This window comes from Nonomuraea sp. CA-141351 (assembly GCF_050944675.1).
GTDB lineage: Bacteria > Actinomycetota > Actinomycetes > Streptosporangiales > Streptosporangiaceae > Nonomuraea.
This window is the reverse complement of the sequence record NZ_CP191982.1, coordinates 8,097,911-8,113,700: the sequence shown is the minus strand read 5'-3', so window position 1 is coordinate 8,113,700 and position 15,790 is coordinate 8,097,911. Positions and strand designations below refer to the sequence as shown.

General features: G+C 69.6%; 16 protein-coding genes. 7 read left to right on the top strand and 9 right to left on the bottom strand.

Annotation, left to right across the window (positions count from 1 at the left end):
• Window positions 1-21: 21 nt before the first annotated feature.
• Window positions 22-1,677, top strand: coding sequence for an AbfB domain-containing protein (locus ACQPWU_RS38240; protein ID WP_433430393.1), 1,656 nt, complete (start codon window positions 22-24; stop codon window positions 1,675-1,677).
• Window positions 1,678-1,681: 4 nt separating this feature from the next.
• Here the strand turns inward: ACQPWU_RS38240 and ACQPWU_RS38235 are convergent, their stop codons facing one another.
• The 8 genes from ACQPWU_RS38235 to ACQPWU_RS38200 form a co-directional block, all read right to left on the bottom strand.
• Window positions 1,682-2,749: a LacI family DNA-binding transcriptional regulator gene (locus ACQPWU_RS38235; RefSeq protein ID WP_433430392.1), complete on the bottom strand. Its 1,068-nt coding sequence runs from the start codon at window positions 2,747-2,749 to the stop codon at window positions 1,682-1,684.
• A gap of 94 nt (window positions 2,750-2,843) precedes the next feature.
• The gene (locus tag ACQPWU_RS38230; RefSeq protein ID WP_433430391.1) at window positions 2,844-3,770 is read right to left on the bottom strand and encodes a substrate-binding domain-containing protein; all 927 of its coding nucleotides are present in this window, start codon (window positions 3,768-3,770) and stop codon (window positions 2,844-2,846) included.
• Window positions 3,771-3,837: 67 nt separating this feature from the next.
• On the bottom strand, window positions 3,838-4,104 hold the full coding sequence (locus ACQPWU_RS38225; RefSeq protein WP_433430390.1) for a hypothetical protein: 267 nt from the start codon (window positions 4,102-4,104) through the stop codon (window positions 3,838-3,840).
• A 226-nt stretch (window positions 4,105-4,330) separates the two neighbouring features.
• Window positions 4,331-5,731, bottom strand: a complete 1,401-nt coding sequence (locus ACQPWU_RS38220) for an amidase (RefSeq protein WP_433430388.1) — start codon at window positions 5,729-5,731, stop codon at window positions 4,331-4,333.
• A 22-nt stretch (window positions 5,732-5,753) separates the two neighbouring features.
• Window positions 5,754-6,668: a D-2-hydroxyacid dehydrogenase gene (locus ACQPWU_RS38215; protein WP_433445390.1), complete on the bottom strand. Its 915-nt coding sequence runs from the start codon at window positions 6,666-6,668 to the stop codon at window positions 5,754-5,756.
• Window positions 6,669-6,837: 169 nt separating this feature from the next.
• Entirely contained in the window at window positions 6,838-7,020 is a 183-nt protein-coding gene (locus tag ACQPWU_RS38210) for a hypothetical protein (RefSeq protein ID WP_433430387.1), read from the bottom strand.
• Between the two features lie 117 nt (window positions 7,021-7,137).
• Window positions 7,138-7,794 (bottom strand): fasciclin domain-containing protein, encoded by a 657-nt coding sequence (locus ACQPWU_RS38205; protein ID WP_433430386.1) that lies wholly within the window; start codon window positions 7,792-7,794, stop codon window positions 7,138-7,140.
• A 296-nt stretch (window positions 7,795-8,090) separates the two neighbouring features.
• Entirely contained in the window at window positions 8,091-9,128 is a 1,038-nt protein-coding gene (locus tag ACQPWU_RS38200) for a LacI family DNA-binding transcriptional regulator (RefSeq protein WP_433430384.1), read from the bottom strand.
• A 212-nt stretch (window positions 9,129-9,340) separates the two neighbouring features.
• On the opposite strand from ACQPWU_RS38200, the gene ACQPWU_RS38195 reads away from it, so the two are divergent.
• Genes ACQPWU_RS38195 through ACQPWU_RS38180 form a run of 4 tightly spaced genes read left to right on the top strand, consistent with a single transcriptional unit; the run spans window position 9,341 to window position 13,654 of the window.
• Window positions 9,341-10,294, top strand: a complete 954-nt coding sequence (locus ACQPWU_RS38195) for a carbohydrate ABC transporter permease (RefSeq protein ID WP_433430382.1) — start codon at window positions 9,341-9,343, stop codon at window positions 10,292-10,294.
• Window positions 10,294-11,118: a carbohydrate ABC transporter permease gene (locus tag ACQPWU_RS38190; RefSeq protein WP_433430381.1), complete on the top strand. Its 825-nt coding sequence runs from the start codon at window positions 10,294-10,296 to the stop codon at window positions 11,116-11,118. The genes ACQPWU_RS38195 and ACQPWU_RS38190 overlap by 1 nt, the downstream gene beginning before the upstream one ends.
• 32 nt (window positions 11,119-11,150) lie before the next feature.
• Complete coding sequence (locus tag ACQPWU_RS38185) at window positions 11,151-12,416, top strand: ABC transporter substrate-binding protein (RefSeq protein ID WP_433430380.1); 1,266 nt, start codon at window positions 11,151-11,153, stop codon at window positions 12,414-12,416.
• 29 nt (window positions 12,417-12,445) lie between these two features.
• Window positions 12,446-13,654, top strand: coding sequence for a hypothetical protein (locus tag ACQPWU_RS38180; protein ID WP_433430378.1), 1,209 nt, complete (start codon window positions 12,446-12,448; stop codon window positions 13,652-13,654).
• Between the two features lie 76 nt (window positions 13,655-13,730).
• On the opposite strand, the gene ACQPWU_RS38175 is transcribed toward ACQPWU_RS38180, so the two are convergent.
• Complete coding sequence (locus tag ACQPWU_RS38175; RefSeq protein ID WP_433430376.1) at window positions 13,731-14,084, bottom strand: peptidase inhibitor family I36 protein; 354 nt, start codon at window positions 14,082-14,084, stop codon at window positions 13,731-13,733.
• Window positions 14,085-14,279: 195 nt separating this feature from the next.
• Here ACQPWU_RS38175 and ACQPWU_RS38170 point away from each other — a divergent pair, with 195 nt between their 5' ends.
• Both ACQPWU_RS38170 and ACQPWU_RS38165 read left to right on the top strand, forming a co-directional pair.
• Window positions 14,280-14,537 carry a hypothetical protein gene (locus tag ACQPWU_RS38170; RefSeq protein WP_433430375.1) on the top strand — a complete coding sequence of 86 codons (258 nt, stop codon included), beginning with the start codon at window positions 14,280-14,282 and terminating at the stop codon, window positions 14,535-14,537.
• A gap of 271 nt (window positions 14,538-14,808) precedes the next feature.
• Window positions 14,809-15,786, top strand: coding sequence for a UDP-glucuronic acid decarboxylase family protein (locus tag ACQPWU_RS38165; RefSeq protein WP_433430374.1), 978 nt, complete (start codon window positions 14,809-14,811; stop codon window positions 15,784-15,786).
• Window positions 15,787-15,790: the final 4 nt, after the last annotated feature.

Sequence of the window (15,790 nt, the reverse complement as noted above, 5' to 3'; positions counted from 1 at the left end):
CGCATCCCCCGAGGAGAGGTCATGTCCGAACGCAATCCCATCGTCAGCCGCCGTACCGCGCTCAAGGCCGGGCTCAGTACCGGGCTCGCCGCCGGCGCGGCCCTGCTCGTCCGCGCCGAACCCGCCGCCGCGGCCAGTCATCCCGGCCTGCTGCACACCCAGGCCGACTTCGACCGCATGCGTTCCATGGTCAACGCCGGAGCCCAGCCGTGGAAGGCGGGCTGGGACAGGCTCGTGGCCAACTCCCACTCCCAGAGCACCTGGACCCCCAACCCGCAGGCGACGATCATCCGCGGTGGCGACGGGCAGAACTACGGCATCCTCTACAACGACATCCACGCCGCCTACCAGAACGCGCTGCGCTGGAAGGTCAGCGGCAGCACCGCGCACGGCGACAAGGCACGCGACATCCTCAACGCCTGGTCAGGCACGCTCGCCACGGTCACCGGCAACGCCGACCGGTTCCTCGCCGCCGGCATCTACGGCTACCAGTTCGCCAACGTCGGCGAGATCATGCGCGGCTACAGCGGCTTCGACCTGGCCCGCTTCCAGCGGATGATGCTCAACGTCTTCCACCCGATCAACGAGAGCTTCCTCACCAACCACAACGACGCCTGCATCACCAACTACTGGGCCAACTGGGATCTGTGCACCATGAACTCGATCCTGGCCATCGGCGTGCTCTGCGACCGCCAGGACCTCATCGACCGGGCCGTCACATACTTCAAGACGGGCGCGGGCAACGGCTCGATCATGCACGCCATCCCGTTCCTGCACAGCGGCGGGCTCGCGCAGTGGCAGGAAAGCGGGCGCGACCAGGGCCACACCACGATGGGCGTCGGCCAGATGGGCGCCTTCTGCGAGATGGCCTGGAACCAGGGCATCGACCTGTACGGCTACGCCGGCAACCGGTTCATGCAGGCGTGCGAGTACATCGCCAAGTACAACCTGGGCGAGGACGTGCCGTTCACCGCCTACACCTGGGGCACCGGCCAGAACTGCGCCCAGCAGACGCAGACCGTGATCTCCTCGGCGAGCCGGGGCGAGGTGCGCCCCGTCTGGGAGACCGTCTACAACCACTACGCGATCAGACGCGGCCTGGCCATGCCGTACTCGGCCGCGTTCGTCGCCCAGGTGCGGCCGGAGGGCGGCGGCGGCGACTACGGGCCCAACAGCGGCGGCTTCGACCAGCTCGGGTTCGGCACGCTCACGCACGCCAGGGTCCCCGGCACCGCCGCCCTCCCGACGGGAACGACCAGGTCGCTGCGCTCCGTCAACTACCCCACCCGTTTCATCAGGCACCAGAACAACCTGGGCTACCTGCACGAGGTGAGCGCCTCCAGCGACGTCCAGACCCGGCAGGACGCCACTTTCACGATCGTGCCGGGGCTCGCCGCGCCGAACGGCTACTCCCTGCGCGCCGCCAACGGGCAGTACCTGCGCCACTACGGATGGCGGGTGCGTCTGGCCGCCGACGACGGCACGGCCGTGTTCAAGGCCGACGCCACCTTCTACGCCGTCCCCGGCACCGCGAGCGGCTCGGTGCGGCTCGAATCGAGTGGCTACCCCGGCCGCTTCCTGCGGCACCGCGACTACGAGCTCTGGGTGGACGCCTACGACGGCACGGCCGGATTCCGCGACGACAGCTCCTTCACGGCCGTCACCGCCTGGGCCTGATCCTCTAGCGGGCGGGTGGCGCCACGGACCGGCGCACCACGACGTGGGTGCCGAAGACGGCATGCTGCTCCGAGCCGCTGCTCGCCCGTCCCTCCCTCAGCTCCAGCGCCAGGCGCACGGCACTGCGGCCCAGCTCCTCGTACGGCACGCGTACGGTCGTCAGCTGCGGCCGCAGGTCAGTCGCCAGCGGTATGTCGTCGTAGCCCACGAGCGAGATGTCCTCGGGCACGCTCAGACCCGCCTCGAAGATCGCGGCCATCGCACCTCCCGCGACGATGTCCGTCTCGGCGAAGATCGCGGTGAACGGCGGCCCCGAACTCAGCCGCCTGCGCACGTGCTCGTAGCCGGACGCGCGGGTGAACTCCACCTGCGTCTCGATCAGCCCGGGATCGACGGGCACGCCGTTGTCCTCCAGCGCCCGCCGGTATCCCGAGAGCCTGCCCGCGGTCGTGGTGAACGCCGGCTCCCCGCCGAGGAAGAGGACCCGCCGGTGGCCCCGGGCCAGCAGGTGGGCGGTCGCCCCGTAGGCGCCGGACTCGTTGTCGTACTCCACGACCGTGGCGGGGATGCCGTCACCCAGCGGCGGCCGGCCGCACAGGACCAGCCGCGATCCCGCCGCGTCGAGCGAGTGCGCGATCTGGGCCATTCGCGCGCGGTAGGCGCCGTCGTCGATCGCCCCGCCGATCAGGATCACCGCCGACGCGCGCTGCTCGCGCATGAGGTGGACGGCGGCCAGCTCCCGCTCGGGGTCGCCCTCGGTCGTGCACACCAGGCACAGCCGCCCGCGGCGCGCGGCCTCCTGCTCGGCCCCGTGCACGGCGGCGGCGAAGGCCGGCCCGCGCACGTCGTTGACAATGAACGCCACCGTCTGGGTGCCGCCGGCGACCAGCGCGCGGGCATGGGTGTTGGCGACGTAGTTGAGCTCCTTGATCGCCCGTTGCACCCGCTGCTTCGTGGCCTGGGCCACCGGGTAGTCTCCGGCCATCACCCTGGACACCGTGGAGACGGACACGCCGGCGCGCGCCGCGACGTCCCGGATCGTGTTCGGGCGGTTCTCGCCCCTCCTGGCCATGGTCGTGGAGTATAGACAACGTTTTCCAGCTGTTTCAGGCTGCCCGGCGTGACGCCGCGGCGTGCCGATGGCGCGGGCCCCGGCGCCTGATTTTTTAGAAAGTCCAGAACTCCCGGGCGTTCTCCTTGGTCGCTACTTTGACGGGAATTGCCACAGATTTCGCGATGATCTGGCCCCTCGCCGCCTTAATGGCGCCGTCCACCGCCTGCCAGCCGAGCAGCCTGGGCTGCTGGGCGACCGTGGCGGACAACGTGCCCGCCCGCACCGCCTTGATGCCTTCCGGCGTGCCGTCGAAGCCCACGACCTTGACCTGGTGCCCCGCCTTCGGCCCCAGAGCCTGGGCCGCGCCCAGCGCCATTTCGTCGTTCTCCGCGAACACGCCGGTGATGCCGGGATGACGCTGGATCAGGCTGGTCATGGCCTGCTGGCCCTTGACCCTGTGGAAGTCGGCCCGCTGCTTGGCGACGACCTTGATGTGCGGGTACGCGGCGATGCCCGCGGTGAAACCCTGGCTGCGTTCGCGGGAGGCGGAGGTGCCGGCCGTGCCCTGGAGCACGACCACCTCGCCCTTCCCGCCGAGCTGCTTGGCCAGCTCCTGGGCGCCCAGCTTGCCTCCGGCCAAGTTGTCGGAGGTCAGGGTCTGAGCCACCTCGGCGCCGCTGACCGTGCGGTCGGCCGAGATCACCGGGATGCCGAGCTGACCGGCAGCCTTGACCGCCGGGCCGATCCCGTCGGAGTTGACCGGGTTGATGATGATCGCCGTCATGTGCCGGTTGGTGAAGCCCCGGATCTGGCTCGCCTGCTGGGAGGCGTCGTTATGGGCGTCGGTGACAGTCAGCTTGACACCGAAATTCTGTGCCGCGGCCTCCGCGCCGTCGCGGAACTGGAGGAAGTAGGGGTTGTTCTGCGTCGACACGGACATGCCGATGTTGACGCCTTCTGAGGGCTCACTGCCGACGGACGAGCCGCAGGCGGCCAGGCCGAACGCGAGACCGGCTATGAGGGTCGCGAAAGTTCGCATGATCTTTCTTCTTATGGTTTTGCCCTGCGCCGCAGGGTGCCGACGAGGGCCGCGATCGCGCCCGATCTCATAGCCGGTCGCCTGATGCTCCGCCGAGGTCAGACGGGTGGTCAGACGATCCGGCCACCGCCGCGAAACCGCTGGACAGAGTGTATGTGATGAGCCTCACGCCTGCCGAACGCGACGCCTGGCCGCTCTGCCGGCCGGCGCGGTCGGCCTGCCTGGCCGGCTCGTCGCGCTCTTCCACCGGCATGGCCAGGAACCGCGGATCGCACAGGAACAGCGGGTGCTCCCAGTTCGCCGGATTACTGTAGATCAATAGCAAATATTTCATTTACACCGCCGACGGACCGGCGATGACGTTGCCCTCCCGAACAGCTCGCCGTAGTAGCCGCGCAGCCTCTCGGGGTCGCCCCCGATGATCTCGAAGTGCACCACTGGTCGTCCCATGGTCAGTCCTCTCCGCGCCGACCGCTCGGCGCCCTGTCGGTGTACCCAGGGGGGTCGGAGCGGACGGCTCGGCTCTCGACGTCTCCGCGCAAGAAAATCGCGAGGCCGCTTCAGGCAAGCGGTGGCGTGGCCGACGTCCAGTCCGTGGCGCGCTCGTACGCGCGGGCGGCGCGCAGCACGAGGGCGTCGGCGTGGCGAGGGCCGACGATCTGCAGGCCGATGGGCAGGCCGGCGGAGGTGAAGCCGCAGGGCACGCCGGCGGCGGGCTGCTGGGTCAGGTTGAAGGGGTAGGTGTACGGGGTCCAGCTGGTCCAGTCCGTCGAGGGCCACTCCTCCGGCGCGTCCCTGCCCTTGGGGAACGCGGTGATCGGCAGGGTCGGTGTGAGCAGAAGGTCGTAGGTCCGGTGGAAGATTCCCATCCGTGCCCCGAGCTCCACCCGGACCGCGATGGCGTCCAGGTAGTCGGCGGTGCTGAAGGCGGCGCCCCGCTCGGCGGCGCGGCGCAGGCCGGGGTCGATCCGTTCGAGGGCGTCCGGCCCGTACGATTCGATGACCTTGGCCGCGCCCGCGAACCACAGGACGTGGAAGGCGTCCAGGGGGTCGGAGAAGCCGGGATCGACCTCCTCGACCTCGGCCCCGGCCCCGGCGAGCACGGCGGCCGCCGCCCGGACCGCGGCCTCCACCTCCGGGTCGTTGCGGACGTACCCGAGATCGGGGGAGAACGCGACGCGCAGGCCGCGAACCCCGCCCTCCAGGCCGTCCAGGAACGAGCCGGCAGGAGTGGGCAGCGCCGACCAGTCCCGCGGGTCGAAGCCGGTGATGACGTCGAGCAGGAGAGCGGTGTCGGTGACGGACCGGGCCATCGGGCCGACGTGCGAGAGGGTGCCGAACGGGCTGGCGGGCCACAGGGGCACCAGCCCGAAGGTCGGTTTGACGGTGACCGTGCCGGTGAAGGCGGCGGGAATGCGCAGAGAGCCGCCGCCGTCGGTGCCGAGCGACCACTGCCCCATGCCGAGGCTCACCGCCGCGGCGCTGCCGCCGCTCGATCCTCCGGACGTCAGGGCCGGATTCCACGGGTTGCCGGTGGCGCCGTGGCGAGGGGAGTCGGTGACGCCTTTCCACCCGAACTCCGGCGTGGTGGTCTTGCCCAGCAGCACGGCCCCGGTCTCGCGAAGCCGGGCGACGGCGGGGGCGTCGTCGGGCCAGGGCCCGTTCTCGTCGATGAGGACGCTGCCGCGCAGCGTCGGCCAGCCGCGGGTGTAGAGGATGTCCTTGACCGAGGTGGGCACGCCGTCGCCCGGACCGAGGGGGCGCCCGGCCAGCCAGCGGGCCTCGGACTCCTTCGCCGCCGCCAGCGCCCCGTCCGGATCGGCTAAGACGAACGCGTTCACCTCGGCGTCAGCCGCGTCGATGGCGTCGAGAGCGGCGCGGGTCGCCTCCACAGGGGAAAGACGGCCGTCGCGGTAGCCGGCGAGGAGCTCGGTGGCGGTCAGCCGGGTCAGATCGTTCATTCCCCTATCCTCACCGCTGTCCTCACCGCGGCCCGGACGGTACGAAGCCGAGGCGCTTGTCGACGACGTTCATCAAGGGCTTGTCATCGAGCCAGCGCAGGGCGTTGTCCACGAACTGGCGGGCGAGTGCGTCGCGCCAGCCGGCCGCGTCGCCGGCCATGTGCGCGGACACCACCACGCCGGGCATCCCCCACAGCGGGTGGTCCTGGGGCAGGGGCTCGGTGTCGAACACGTCCAGGGTCGCGCCCGCGATCCGCCCGGCCGACAGGGCCGCGATCAGGTCGGACTCGACCACGCAGGGGCCGCGGCCGACGTTGATCAGGTGGGCGGTCGGCTTCATCGCGGCGAGGACCTCGGCGTCGACCAGTCCGCGGGTCTCCTCGGTCAGCGGCGTGACCAGGACCACGTGATCGGCCCAGCCGACGTGGGCGGCCAGGTCGCCGCCCGCGACGACCTCGCCGAAGTCGGGGTCGGCGGCGCGCGCCGTACGGCCGGCGCCGCGGACCCGCATGCCGACGGCACGCAGCAGCCGGGCGATCTCGCGCCCGATGGCGCCGGTGCCCACGATCAGCGCGGTGCTGTCCGCCACTGTCAGGGTCTCGCGATGCTGCCAGGTGCGCGCCAGCTGCAGATCGTGGCCGCGGTGGACGTCCTTGGCGAAGGCGAGCACCGAGCCCAGGACGAACTCGGCGATGGGCCGGTCGAAGACGCCCCTGGCGTTGGTGACCACGACGTCGGAGTCGACGAGCGCGTCGAACATCAGCCGGTCCACGCCGGCCGCGGCCACGTGGATCCAGCGGAGCGCGCCCGCCCGGTCCCACACCCCACGCACGGCGGAGGAGAAGAAGTCCCACAGGAGCAGCACGTGCGCGCCCTCGATCGCCGCCGGCAGGCCCTCGTGATCGCAGTAGCGGACGGTCGCCCGATCCTCCACCATGTCCAGGTGCGGGGGCCGGCTGCCCGAGTCGGCGCAGAGCACGGTGATGATGGGCACGGTGATGACGGGACGGTGGGCGGATCCCGCCACAGTCGCCTCCCGGTTGTTCGCGGTGGATCGGCCGGCTCCCTGAACCGGCGACCAACGTAGGAAGGCCGGCGCGGGACTGTCAACGGTCCGTCGATTCCGCGTTTGCCGAGATGGAGATGTCGGGGACCGCGCCGATGCCCTCCATCTCCAGTGTGATCGACCGCGCCGAGCCGGCAGGCGCCGGGTGGTAGACGTGGCGCTTACGGCTCAGCGGGCCCACCACCGGTCCCGCGTCGGCGTGGAACGGGGCGGGGCCGCGCACCGACCCACGCGCCTTGCCCGCCGGCGGGCCGGTCGTGGGGCCCAGGGGGAGAGCACGGCCGCCGCGGCAGTCGCCTGGCGATCGTGCTCTCCGTCCCGGGGCCAGGGCCCGTGTCCCTCACTGGGGCTTCAGGACCTTGTCGACGACGTAGACGACGGCGTTGCTCGTGTGCACGTTGCCACAGACGATCTTGGCGCCGTTGATCGTGAGGTCCTCACCGGAACCCTTCACGGACAGTTCGCGGCCTTGCATGGTCTTGAGCGTGGCGCCTGCCAGGTCGGCCGGCGCCTTCTTGCCCTCCACCACGTGGTACTTGACGAGCTTGGCCAGCACGTCCTTGTCGGCCATGAGCTTGTCCCGGATCTCCTTCGGGATCGCGTCGAACGCCTTGTTGTCGGGTGCGAAGACCGTGATGTCCTTGGCGGAGTTCAGCTTCTCCTCCAGCCCGGCCTTCTTCACCGCGTCCGAGAACATGGAGAGCTCGGTCACCTGGGAGAGGGCGGTGGCGACCGGTTTGTCCGCGATGCCGGACAGGCTGCTCTGCATCGAGGCGCAGCCGGGCCCGAACGGGCTCGCGACGGCACCCGGCGATTCCGTCGGTGACGGTGAGACCTCTGGCATGGTCGAGGTCTCCTCCGGCGCCGGCGAGGTTTCCGGCATTGACGTCTCCGGTGACGGTGACGTCTCCGGCGTGGGCGTGTAGACGGAAGCATGGGCGGTACCGGCGGTGCTGGCGGTCAGCGCCAGCGCCGCCGCGAGAAGCACTCGTTTCACTGTGATCCCCCCGATTTCGGTGAGCCGCGGCGGGCGCACCCGCTACGGCGCGAATCGGCCCCTGGCTCGCGCCTGGGTCCTTTTCCAGTTTGGGCGGCCGTCGAGAACACAGGAGTTACATTTCGCCTAAAACGGCACAAAAGCCATATGCCATAACTTTGCGCGCAGAGTTGTGTCAGAGGCTCAAAGGCGCTGGAGCCAGCCAGTCCCGTCGGCGGGGGAGCGGTGTTCCAGCGTGACGCCGGCCCCGCCGTTCGTGTCAACGGCCTGTTACGGAGGTACTACGGGTGATCGCGTCACGAAACGGGGAGTGATGTCGCCCGGACCACCAGCTCGGGCTCGAACCGTCCCTTCGTGTCCTGCTCGCTCTCGATGCCGAGCAGGATGCGCACGGCGCTGGCGCCGAGGGTCGCGGAGGGGTGCCGGATGGTCGTGAGCGGCACGATCGCGAAATCGGCGAACTCTATGTCGTCGTAGCCGACCAGGGAGAGGTCCGCCGGCACCTGGATGCCGCCCACGATCAGTCCGTGCAGGAGGCCCAGCGCGAGCAGGTCGTTGCCCGCGACGATCCCGTCGGGAAAGCTGGACGCCGGGCGCCGGAGCAGCGTCCGCGCCACCGCCTCTCCGACCTTCGCGGTCTGCATCTGGACGCGGATGATCTCCAGTGAGGCCGGCGCCGGGGACTCGGCGACCGCTCGCTGGACCCCCGCCAGCCGCAGGTCGACGTGCGGGTGCGGGCCGCCCGCGAAGACCAGGCGCCGCCGGCCCTGGGCGAGCAGGTGGGAGGCCGCGAGATAGCCGCCCTGTTCGTTGTCGCCGGAGATCGCCGGATAGCTGTGCGGGCCCGGGGCGACGCCGACGAGGACGAACGGCGTGCCGCGCTCCCGCAGCCCGAGCAGCTCCGCGGGCACGTCGCCGACGGGGGCGGCGATGATGCCGCTCACCTGCTGGGACTCGAAGAACTTGACGTAGGCGCGCTCGCGCGCGGAGCTCTCGTCGCTGTTGACGACGAGGATGAAGCGGCCGTGCGCCGCCGCCGCCGCCTCCGCGCCCGCCGCGATCTCCGCGTAGACGGGGTTGCTCATGTTGGAGACCAGCAATCCGAGCGCGAGGCTGTGGCCGACCCGCAGTCGCCGTGCCGCGTCGTTGCCGACGTAGCCGAGCTCGTCGGCGGCGGCGAGTACGCGTTCACGCAACTCGGGGGAGACGCGGTCCGGCTGGGTGAAGGTGTAGGAGACGGTCGCCCGTGAGACCCCCGCGAGCGCCGCGACATCGCCGACCGTGGCGGCGGAAGCCGCGGCCTTCGACTGTTTCGGCGCCGGTCCAGAGGTCATCGGGCTCCTCACCATGCGCTCAGCCTAGCGTATCCGTGAATGGATTCACGAAATTGCCCTCGAGGGCCGCCGCACCGTTGACACGCCTTTCGGGGGGCGCGTAATCTGCCCGAAACGTCGTGAATCGATTCACGACACCGCGGCCGCATGGCGGGCCGCGATCATCCCGCCTCCCTCGTCCTGCTCATGGTCACCTGCGAGAGGAGTCACACGTGGCTTTGCCGCATGCGACGACGACACCACCTGACTTGCGTGAGCCTGCCGCGCAGGTGCCCGCCACGACGGCGGGACGGGCCCGCCGCAGGGTGGGGGTCCGCGCGCCGTGGTGGTTCGTCGTGCCGGCGATCTCGGTCTATCTCTTCATCGTCGTCGTGCCCAGCGCCCGCGGCGCGGTGTTCTCCTTCACCGACTGGAACGGCCTGCGCCCCGACTGGTCGGTCGTCGGCCTGGACAACTACGCCTCCGTCTTCTCCGACCGCGCGGCGCGTGACGCGCTGGTCAACACCCTGGTCCTGGCGGCGATGGCCATGGTGCTGCAGAACGTCGCCGGCCTGCTGCTGGCCCTGGGCGTGAACAGCATGGTCAAGAGCCGCTACGTGCTCCGGGTGATCTTCTTCGCGCCGGTGGTGCTCACCCCGCTGGTGGCCGGGTACGTGTGGAGCTTCCTGCTCTCGCCCAACGGCGCGATCAACGAGGCGCTGCGTGCCGTGGGACTGGGAGGGCTGGCGCACGACTGGCTCGGCGATCCGGACACGGCGCTGTACGCGATCGTCCTGGAGATCGTCTGGCAGTTCGCCGGCTACTCCATGGTGATCTACCTGGCCGGGTTGCAGGCCATCCCCGCCGAGGTGCTGGAGGCGGCGACCATCGACGGGGCCGGCCCGTGGGGGAAGTTCCGCCGCGTCGTGCTGCCGCTGCTCAACGGCGCCGTGGTGATCAACGTGATGCTCTGCCTGATCGGCGGGCTCAAGCAGTTCGACCAGGTCATGGCCATGACCGGCGGCGGGCCTGGCACCGCGACCGAGACGATCTCGACGGCAATCTACAAGAGCGCCTTCTCGCTCGGCGACTTCCCGTTCTCGATCGCGCTGGCCGTCGTCATGACCGTGGTCATCGCGGTCCTGGCCACCGTCCAGTTCCGCCTGACGCAGAGGAAGGCCACCTGATGCACGCGCGATACACCTGGCGGACGCTGACACGCGAGGCGGGCCTGATCCTGCTCGCGCTGGTGTTCCTCGTGCCGCTCGTCGGCCTGCTCAACGTGTCGCTGAAGCCGCAGGACAGCCAGACCAGCGCGCTGGCCTTCGCGTTCCCGCCCACCTTCGGCAACTACGCCGAGGCCTGGAACCAGGCCAGCCTCGGCGCGGCGCTGGCCAACAGCTTCCTCATCACGACCGTCAGCGTCGCCCTGATCATCGCTTTCGCGGCGACGGCCGCCTACCCGCTGGCCCGCGTGACCCGCGGCTGGTCGCGGTACACGTTCTACTTCGTCATCGGCGGCCTGCTCGTCCCCGGTCAGCTCGCGCTGCTCCCGCTGTACGCGACCATGCGCGACCTCGGCCTGCTCGGCTCCCTCTGGTCGGTGATCCTGATCAATGTCGGGCAGCAGATGCCGTTCTCCGTGTTCCTCTACACCATGTTCCTGCGCGAGCTGCCGCTCGACTACGAGGAGGCCGCGCTGCTCGACGGGTGCGGGCCGCTGCGCTCGTTCGTGACCGTGGTGTTCCCCCTGCTGCGCCCGGTCACCGGCACGGTGACGATCCTCAACGCGGTCGGCATCTGGAACGAGTTCTTCACGCCGCTGCTGTACCTGGGCGGCAGCGACAACACCACCGCACCGGTGGCGATCTACGGCTTCGTCAGCCAGTACGTCTCGCAGTGGCCCCTGATCTTCGCCGGCCTGGTGATCAGCGTGATCCCGATCCTGGTCGTCTACTTCGCGCTGCAGAAGCACATCATCAAGGGCTTCGCCGGCGGCCTCAAAGGCTAGCCCCACCCCCCGCTCTCGATTCGGAGTCTCTCATGAAGCTCGTTAAAACGTTCTCATCCGTGTGCTACCTCGCCGTCGCGGTGAGCGCCTGCTCGACCTCGGGAGGCGGCGGCGCCGCTCCCACCGGGCAGGTGCTCACGCTGGCCGCCGCGGGTCAGGGCCCGGCCAAGGCCGCGGTGGAGGCGTTCGAGAAGGCCAACCCCGGCGTCACGGTGAAGACCACATTCACCGAGGACGACGCCTCCTACCAGCAGCAACTGCGCACCCAGCTGTCCTCGGGGACGGCACCCGACGTGTTCCGCATGTGGCCGGGCGGCGGCAACACCATGGCCGTGCGGGACCTGGGCGCCGACGGCATGCTGATGGACCTGTCCGGCGAGAGCTGGGCGGGCGGGCTCAGCGCCGACCTCAAGGCCGTCACCAGCGACCCGGCGGGCAAGGTCACGGCCGTGCCCGTGACGATCGGCGCCATCGGCGCGATCTGGAACGACCAGGCGCTGGCCAAGAGCGGCCTCACCAAGCCCGCCACGTGGCCGGAGGTGCTGGCGTTCTGCAAGGCCGCCAAGGCCAGGAACGTCGTGCCGTTCGCGCTCGGCCTCAAGTCCGCGTGGGTCACCCAGCTGGTGCCGTACGCGCTGACCGCCTCCCTCGTCTACGGCCCGAACCCGCAGTTCACCCAGCAGCAGAAGGACGGCAAGGCAACCTTCGCGGACTCCGGGTGGAAGCAGGCCATGGACAAATACCTGCAGATGCGCGACTCGGGCTGCTTCAACGACAGCCCCAACGGCGTCGGCTACGACGAGCAGATGCAACTGCTCGGCCAGGGCAAGGCACTGGGCGCCGTGCACGTGCTGTCCGCCGTGCAGTCGGCGCTCAAGTCCGCGCCCCAGGGCACCACGTTCTCGATGAGCCCGTTCCCCGCCACCGACAGCGCCGACGGCACCTACGTGCCGGTGTCGGTCGGCATCGTGTACGGCGTCAACGCCAAGGCCAAGAACCCGGCTCTGGCCAAGAAGTTCATGGAGTTCCTCGCCTCGCCGGAAGGACAGGCGCTGTACGCGACCGCATCCGGCAGCAGTCCCGCGCTGTCCAGCCCGTCCTTCAAGGCCGACGCGCTGCAGCAGCCGGTGCTGGACGCGGTCAAGGCCGGGAAGTCCACGCTCTACCCGGACCAGGCCTGGCCCAGCGCGAAGGTCCAGCAGGAGCACCTGACCTCGATCCAGGAGCTGTTCAACGGGACGGTCGACGTGCCGACGCTGCTCGGCCGCATGGACAAGGCGTTCGGCGAGGCCAAGTGACCGGCAAACGAGATTCGGGGGCCCTGGCCATGACCGCATGGGAGGCATGCCTGTGGATCACACCTAAGATCTTCGACGACCTGCGTGACCCCGCGCCCGGCGTGGAGGCGTTCTTCGACCACCACGCCGGCTGGCTGGCCGACCGGCCGGTCACGGTGGTCTTCTGCGCGGGCAACGGCGACCACGTACTGAACTACGCCGGCCTCCAGACGTGGGACGACCGCTTCGACTGGGCCCGCTACAACTGCTTCGCGCTCGCCCCCGGCGGACCCTCCGCCAGTGCCAGGGCGCACAACCGGGACTGGCTGGCCCGGGTGCGTGACGGGGGTGAGCGCTCGGCCAACCCGTACTCCGCCGGGCCGATGTTCACCCTCTCCGAGCAGCCGATGGACTATCGCACGCTGGCTGCGATCTACGCGGCCATACGCGCGGAGGCCTCGCGCCGCGGGTTCCAGGTGAGGCTGCTGGAGTATCTGGAGCCTGGGCCGGAGTTCTGCCGCAGCGAGTGGAAGACGGTACGGCACCCGGAGGTGGCCGCCGGCACAGCCGACGCCGGCGGCCACGTGGTCCCTGGCGTGATCGACGTGACGGCTCCCCTCTCGGCCGACTCGCGCCCGTACGCCGCCTTCCCCGGCGGCATCCCGGGCGGACTGCCGTCCGGGGACTTCGTCGCCGCCCAGTCGGCGGCGTTCGTGGCCGACTTCGGGCTGGACGGGGTCATGCTCGGCAACCAGTTCGGCCTGGTCGGCTTCTGGCATCCGGACAATGCGCCGCCGCTCAGCCCCGAGCGGTCGGCCGGGATCGAGCGGTTCTTCCTGCGGTTGCGCGAGGCCATGGGCGACGGCCTCGTCTACTGGATGGACACGTACTGGCGGGCCGAGGTGGAGCGGTCGGCCTGGGGCATGACCGACGCCGCCTACCACTCGCTCGACGCGATCCTGGTCAGCACGTTCGCCGTGCTGGTGGAACGTACCGAGATCGTGCCCAACCTGCTGAGCAAGGCCGCGCTGGGCGGACCGCGGCCGCTGCTCGGGCTGGACTTCGTCGACCCCTGGTACTGGTACCGCACCTACCTCGACGACCGGCGTACCTATCTCTACCAGCGCGAGGTGCTGGCCGCGCACGCCGCATCCGTGGCCGGGATCTCCTTCTTCGCCAACGACACCTTCGGCCACTTCGTGCCGGAGCCGGAACTCGAGGACACCCTCGAGGTGGTCAGGAAGGCGGAGTGCCTTTAGGCCATGCCCGGCGGGGCGGGCTCTGTGACGCGCTGCGAACGCACAGAGCCCGCCGTCTCATACGGCGGCCGGGGGCCTAACAGCGGGGCGCCACGGCGTCGATCTTGCCGCCGAAGTCGTCCTTGTACACCCTGCGGTAGTCGCCGTCACGGACCACGCGCGTCTCCTTGTTGTCGGGGACGTGGATCCAGTTGATGAAGCAGCCGTCGGCGTGGGCGATGAAGGACCCCACGTTGTCGTGCAGCGCCGGCGGTACGTCCACGTAACCGTGATCCGGACTCCAGCACCACGACGCGCCGGTGTAGTCCCGCCCGCTCCACAGGCAGATGTCACCGGCTCGGGCGGCGGGCGCGGCCGCCGCCGCCGTGGCCGGGGCGGCGCCAGCCACCAAGGCGAGCGCGATGGCGCCGGTGGCCGTTGCGATTCGCATGTCGCGTGTCGTCGTCCTCAATGCAGTTTCCCCTCGTGTTCGTGCTGCTCGAAGAGCTGCCTACGCAGCTCTCGTCACAGCATGTAATAGATCGAACACGCAGCGCTTCTACGCGCCGGATACAAGATCTTGGACTCGCGGTCGGGAAGAACTGGCGAACACGTCATAGCGATATCGCGAGGTCAGCCCGGCTACGTGTTCGGCTTCGGCGCGCCGGTCGGGTTCCACCTCGCCGAGCGGTGCCCCGAACGGGTCGCGGGCCTGGTGGTCCAGAGCGGCAACGCCTACTCCGAGGGCCTGCCGCAGGTCGCCCCGCTCATCGCCGGCTTCCTCGACCGAGTGTGGCCCGAGGGGCGCTGGTGGCGGCGATCCCCGAGATCAGGTGCTCGCCGTACTGGGGTGACGAATGGCATGTTCTGGGGTGCTGACTGTCAGAAAGAGGGGGCGTGCTGACCGCGCAACAAAACGCCAGCTCATAACGCCTTGTGGAGCACTTGGTTGATATTTCACGCATCGCCGTTGATGGCGGCATGTCTGAAATATCCCTCTATATGGCGGCAAGTGATGATTGACGGTGGCGACGCGGCCGTCATAACCTGCCGATGCATCGAAGCCGATCTTTCTGAGCGATCCACGGGGGGCCGCTCGAAAAGATTTAACACGGGGGGCCTAACGTGCTGTTTTCGGCTGCCGTAAAATGCGGGAAAGATTGCGAGAAGACCGTATGAGGCGGCCTGTCGTAGCCATTACCGGCGGCGCTGGGTTTCTCGGGTCTCATCTTTGTGAGCGGTTTCTGGCCGAGGGTTACCGCATTTTCTGCGTCGACAACTTCCTCACCGGAGCGGTCGCGAACGTCGAGCATCTCATGGCCGACGACCACTTCCGGCTGATCCGCGCCGACGTGTCCCAGCACCTGGTCCTCCCGGACGCCGTGGACGCCGTACTCCACTTCGCCTCGCCCGCCTCACCCACCGACTACCTGCGCCTGCCCATCGACACGCTCCGGGTCGGCTCCAGCGGCACCTTCAACGCCCTTGAGTTGGCCAAGGAGAAGGGCGCCCGGTTCGTCCTCGCCTCCACATCGGAGACGTACGGCGACCCGCTGGTCCACCCGCAGCCGGAGACCTACTGGGGCAACGTGAACCCGGTCGGACCGCGCGGCGTCTACGACGAGGCCAAGCGCTTCGCCGAGGCCATGACCATGGCCTTCCGGCGGGCCTGCGGCGTGGACACCGCGATCCTGCGGATCTTCAACACGTTCGGCCCCAGGATGCGGCCGTTCGACGGCCGCGCGATCCCGACGTTCATCAGGCAGGCGCTGCTCGGCGAGCCGATCACCGTGTCGGGCGACGGCGGCCAGACCCGGTCGATCTGCTACGTGGACGACCTGGTCGAAGGCATCTTCCGGGTCTTCAACTCGGACATGGACGGCCCGGTCAACCTGGGCAACCCGCATGAGATCTCCATGCTCGCCCTGGCCGAGTGGATCAAAGACCTCACCGGCTCCACATCCGAGATCACGTTCGTGCCGCGGCCACAGGACGATCCGAAGATCCGCCGTCCCGACATCACGCTCGCGACAGCGCGGCTGGGCTGGGCGCCCAGAACACCCATCGAGGACGGGCTGCGGCACACCATCGCCTGGTTCCAGGACCATTCGCAGCTCTGGACCGCCGGCAACCTGGCACGCACGGCCTCCTAGGACG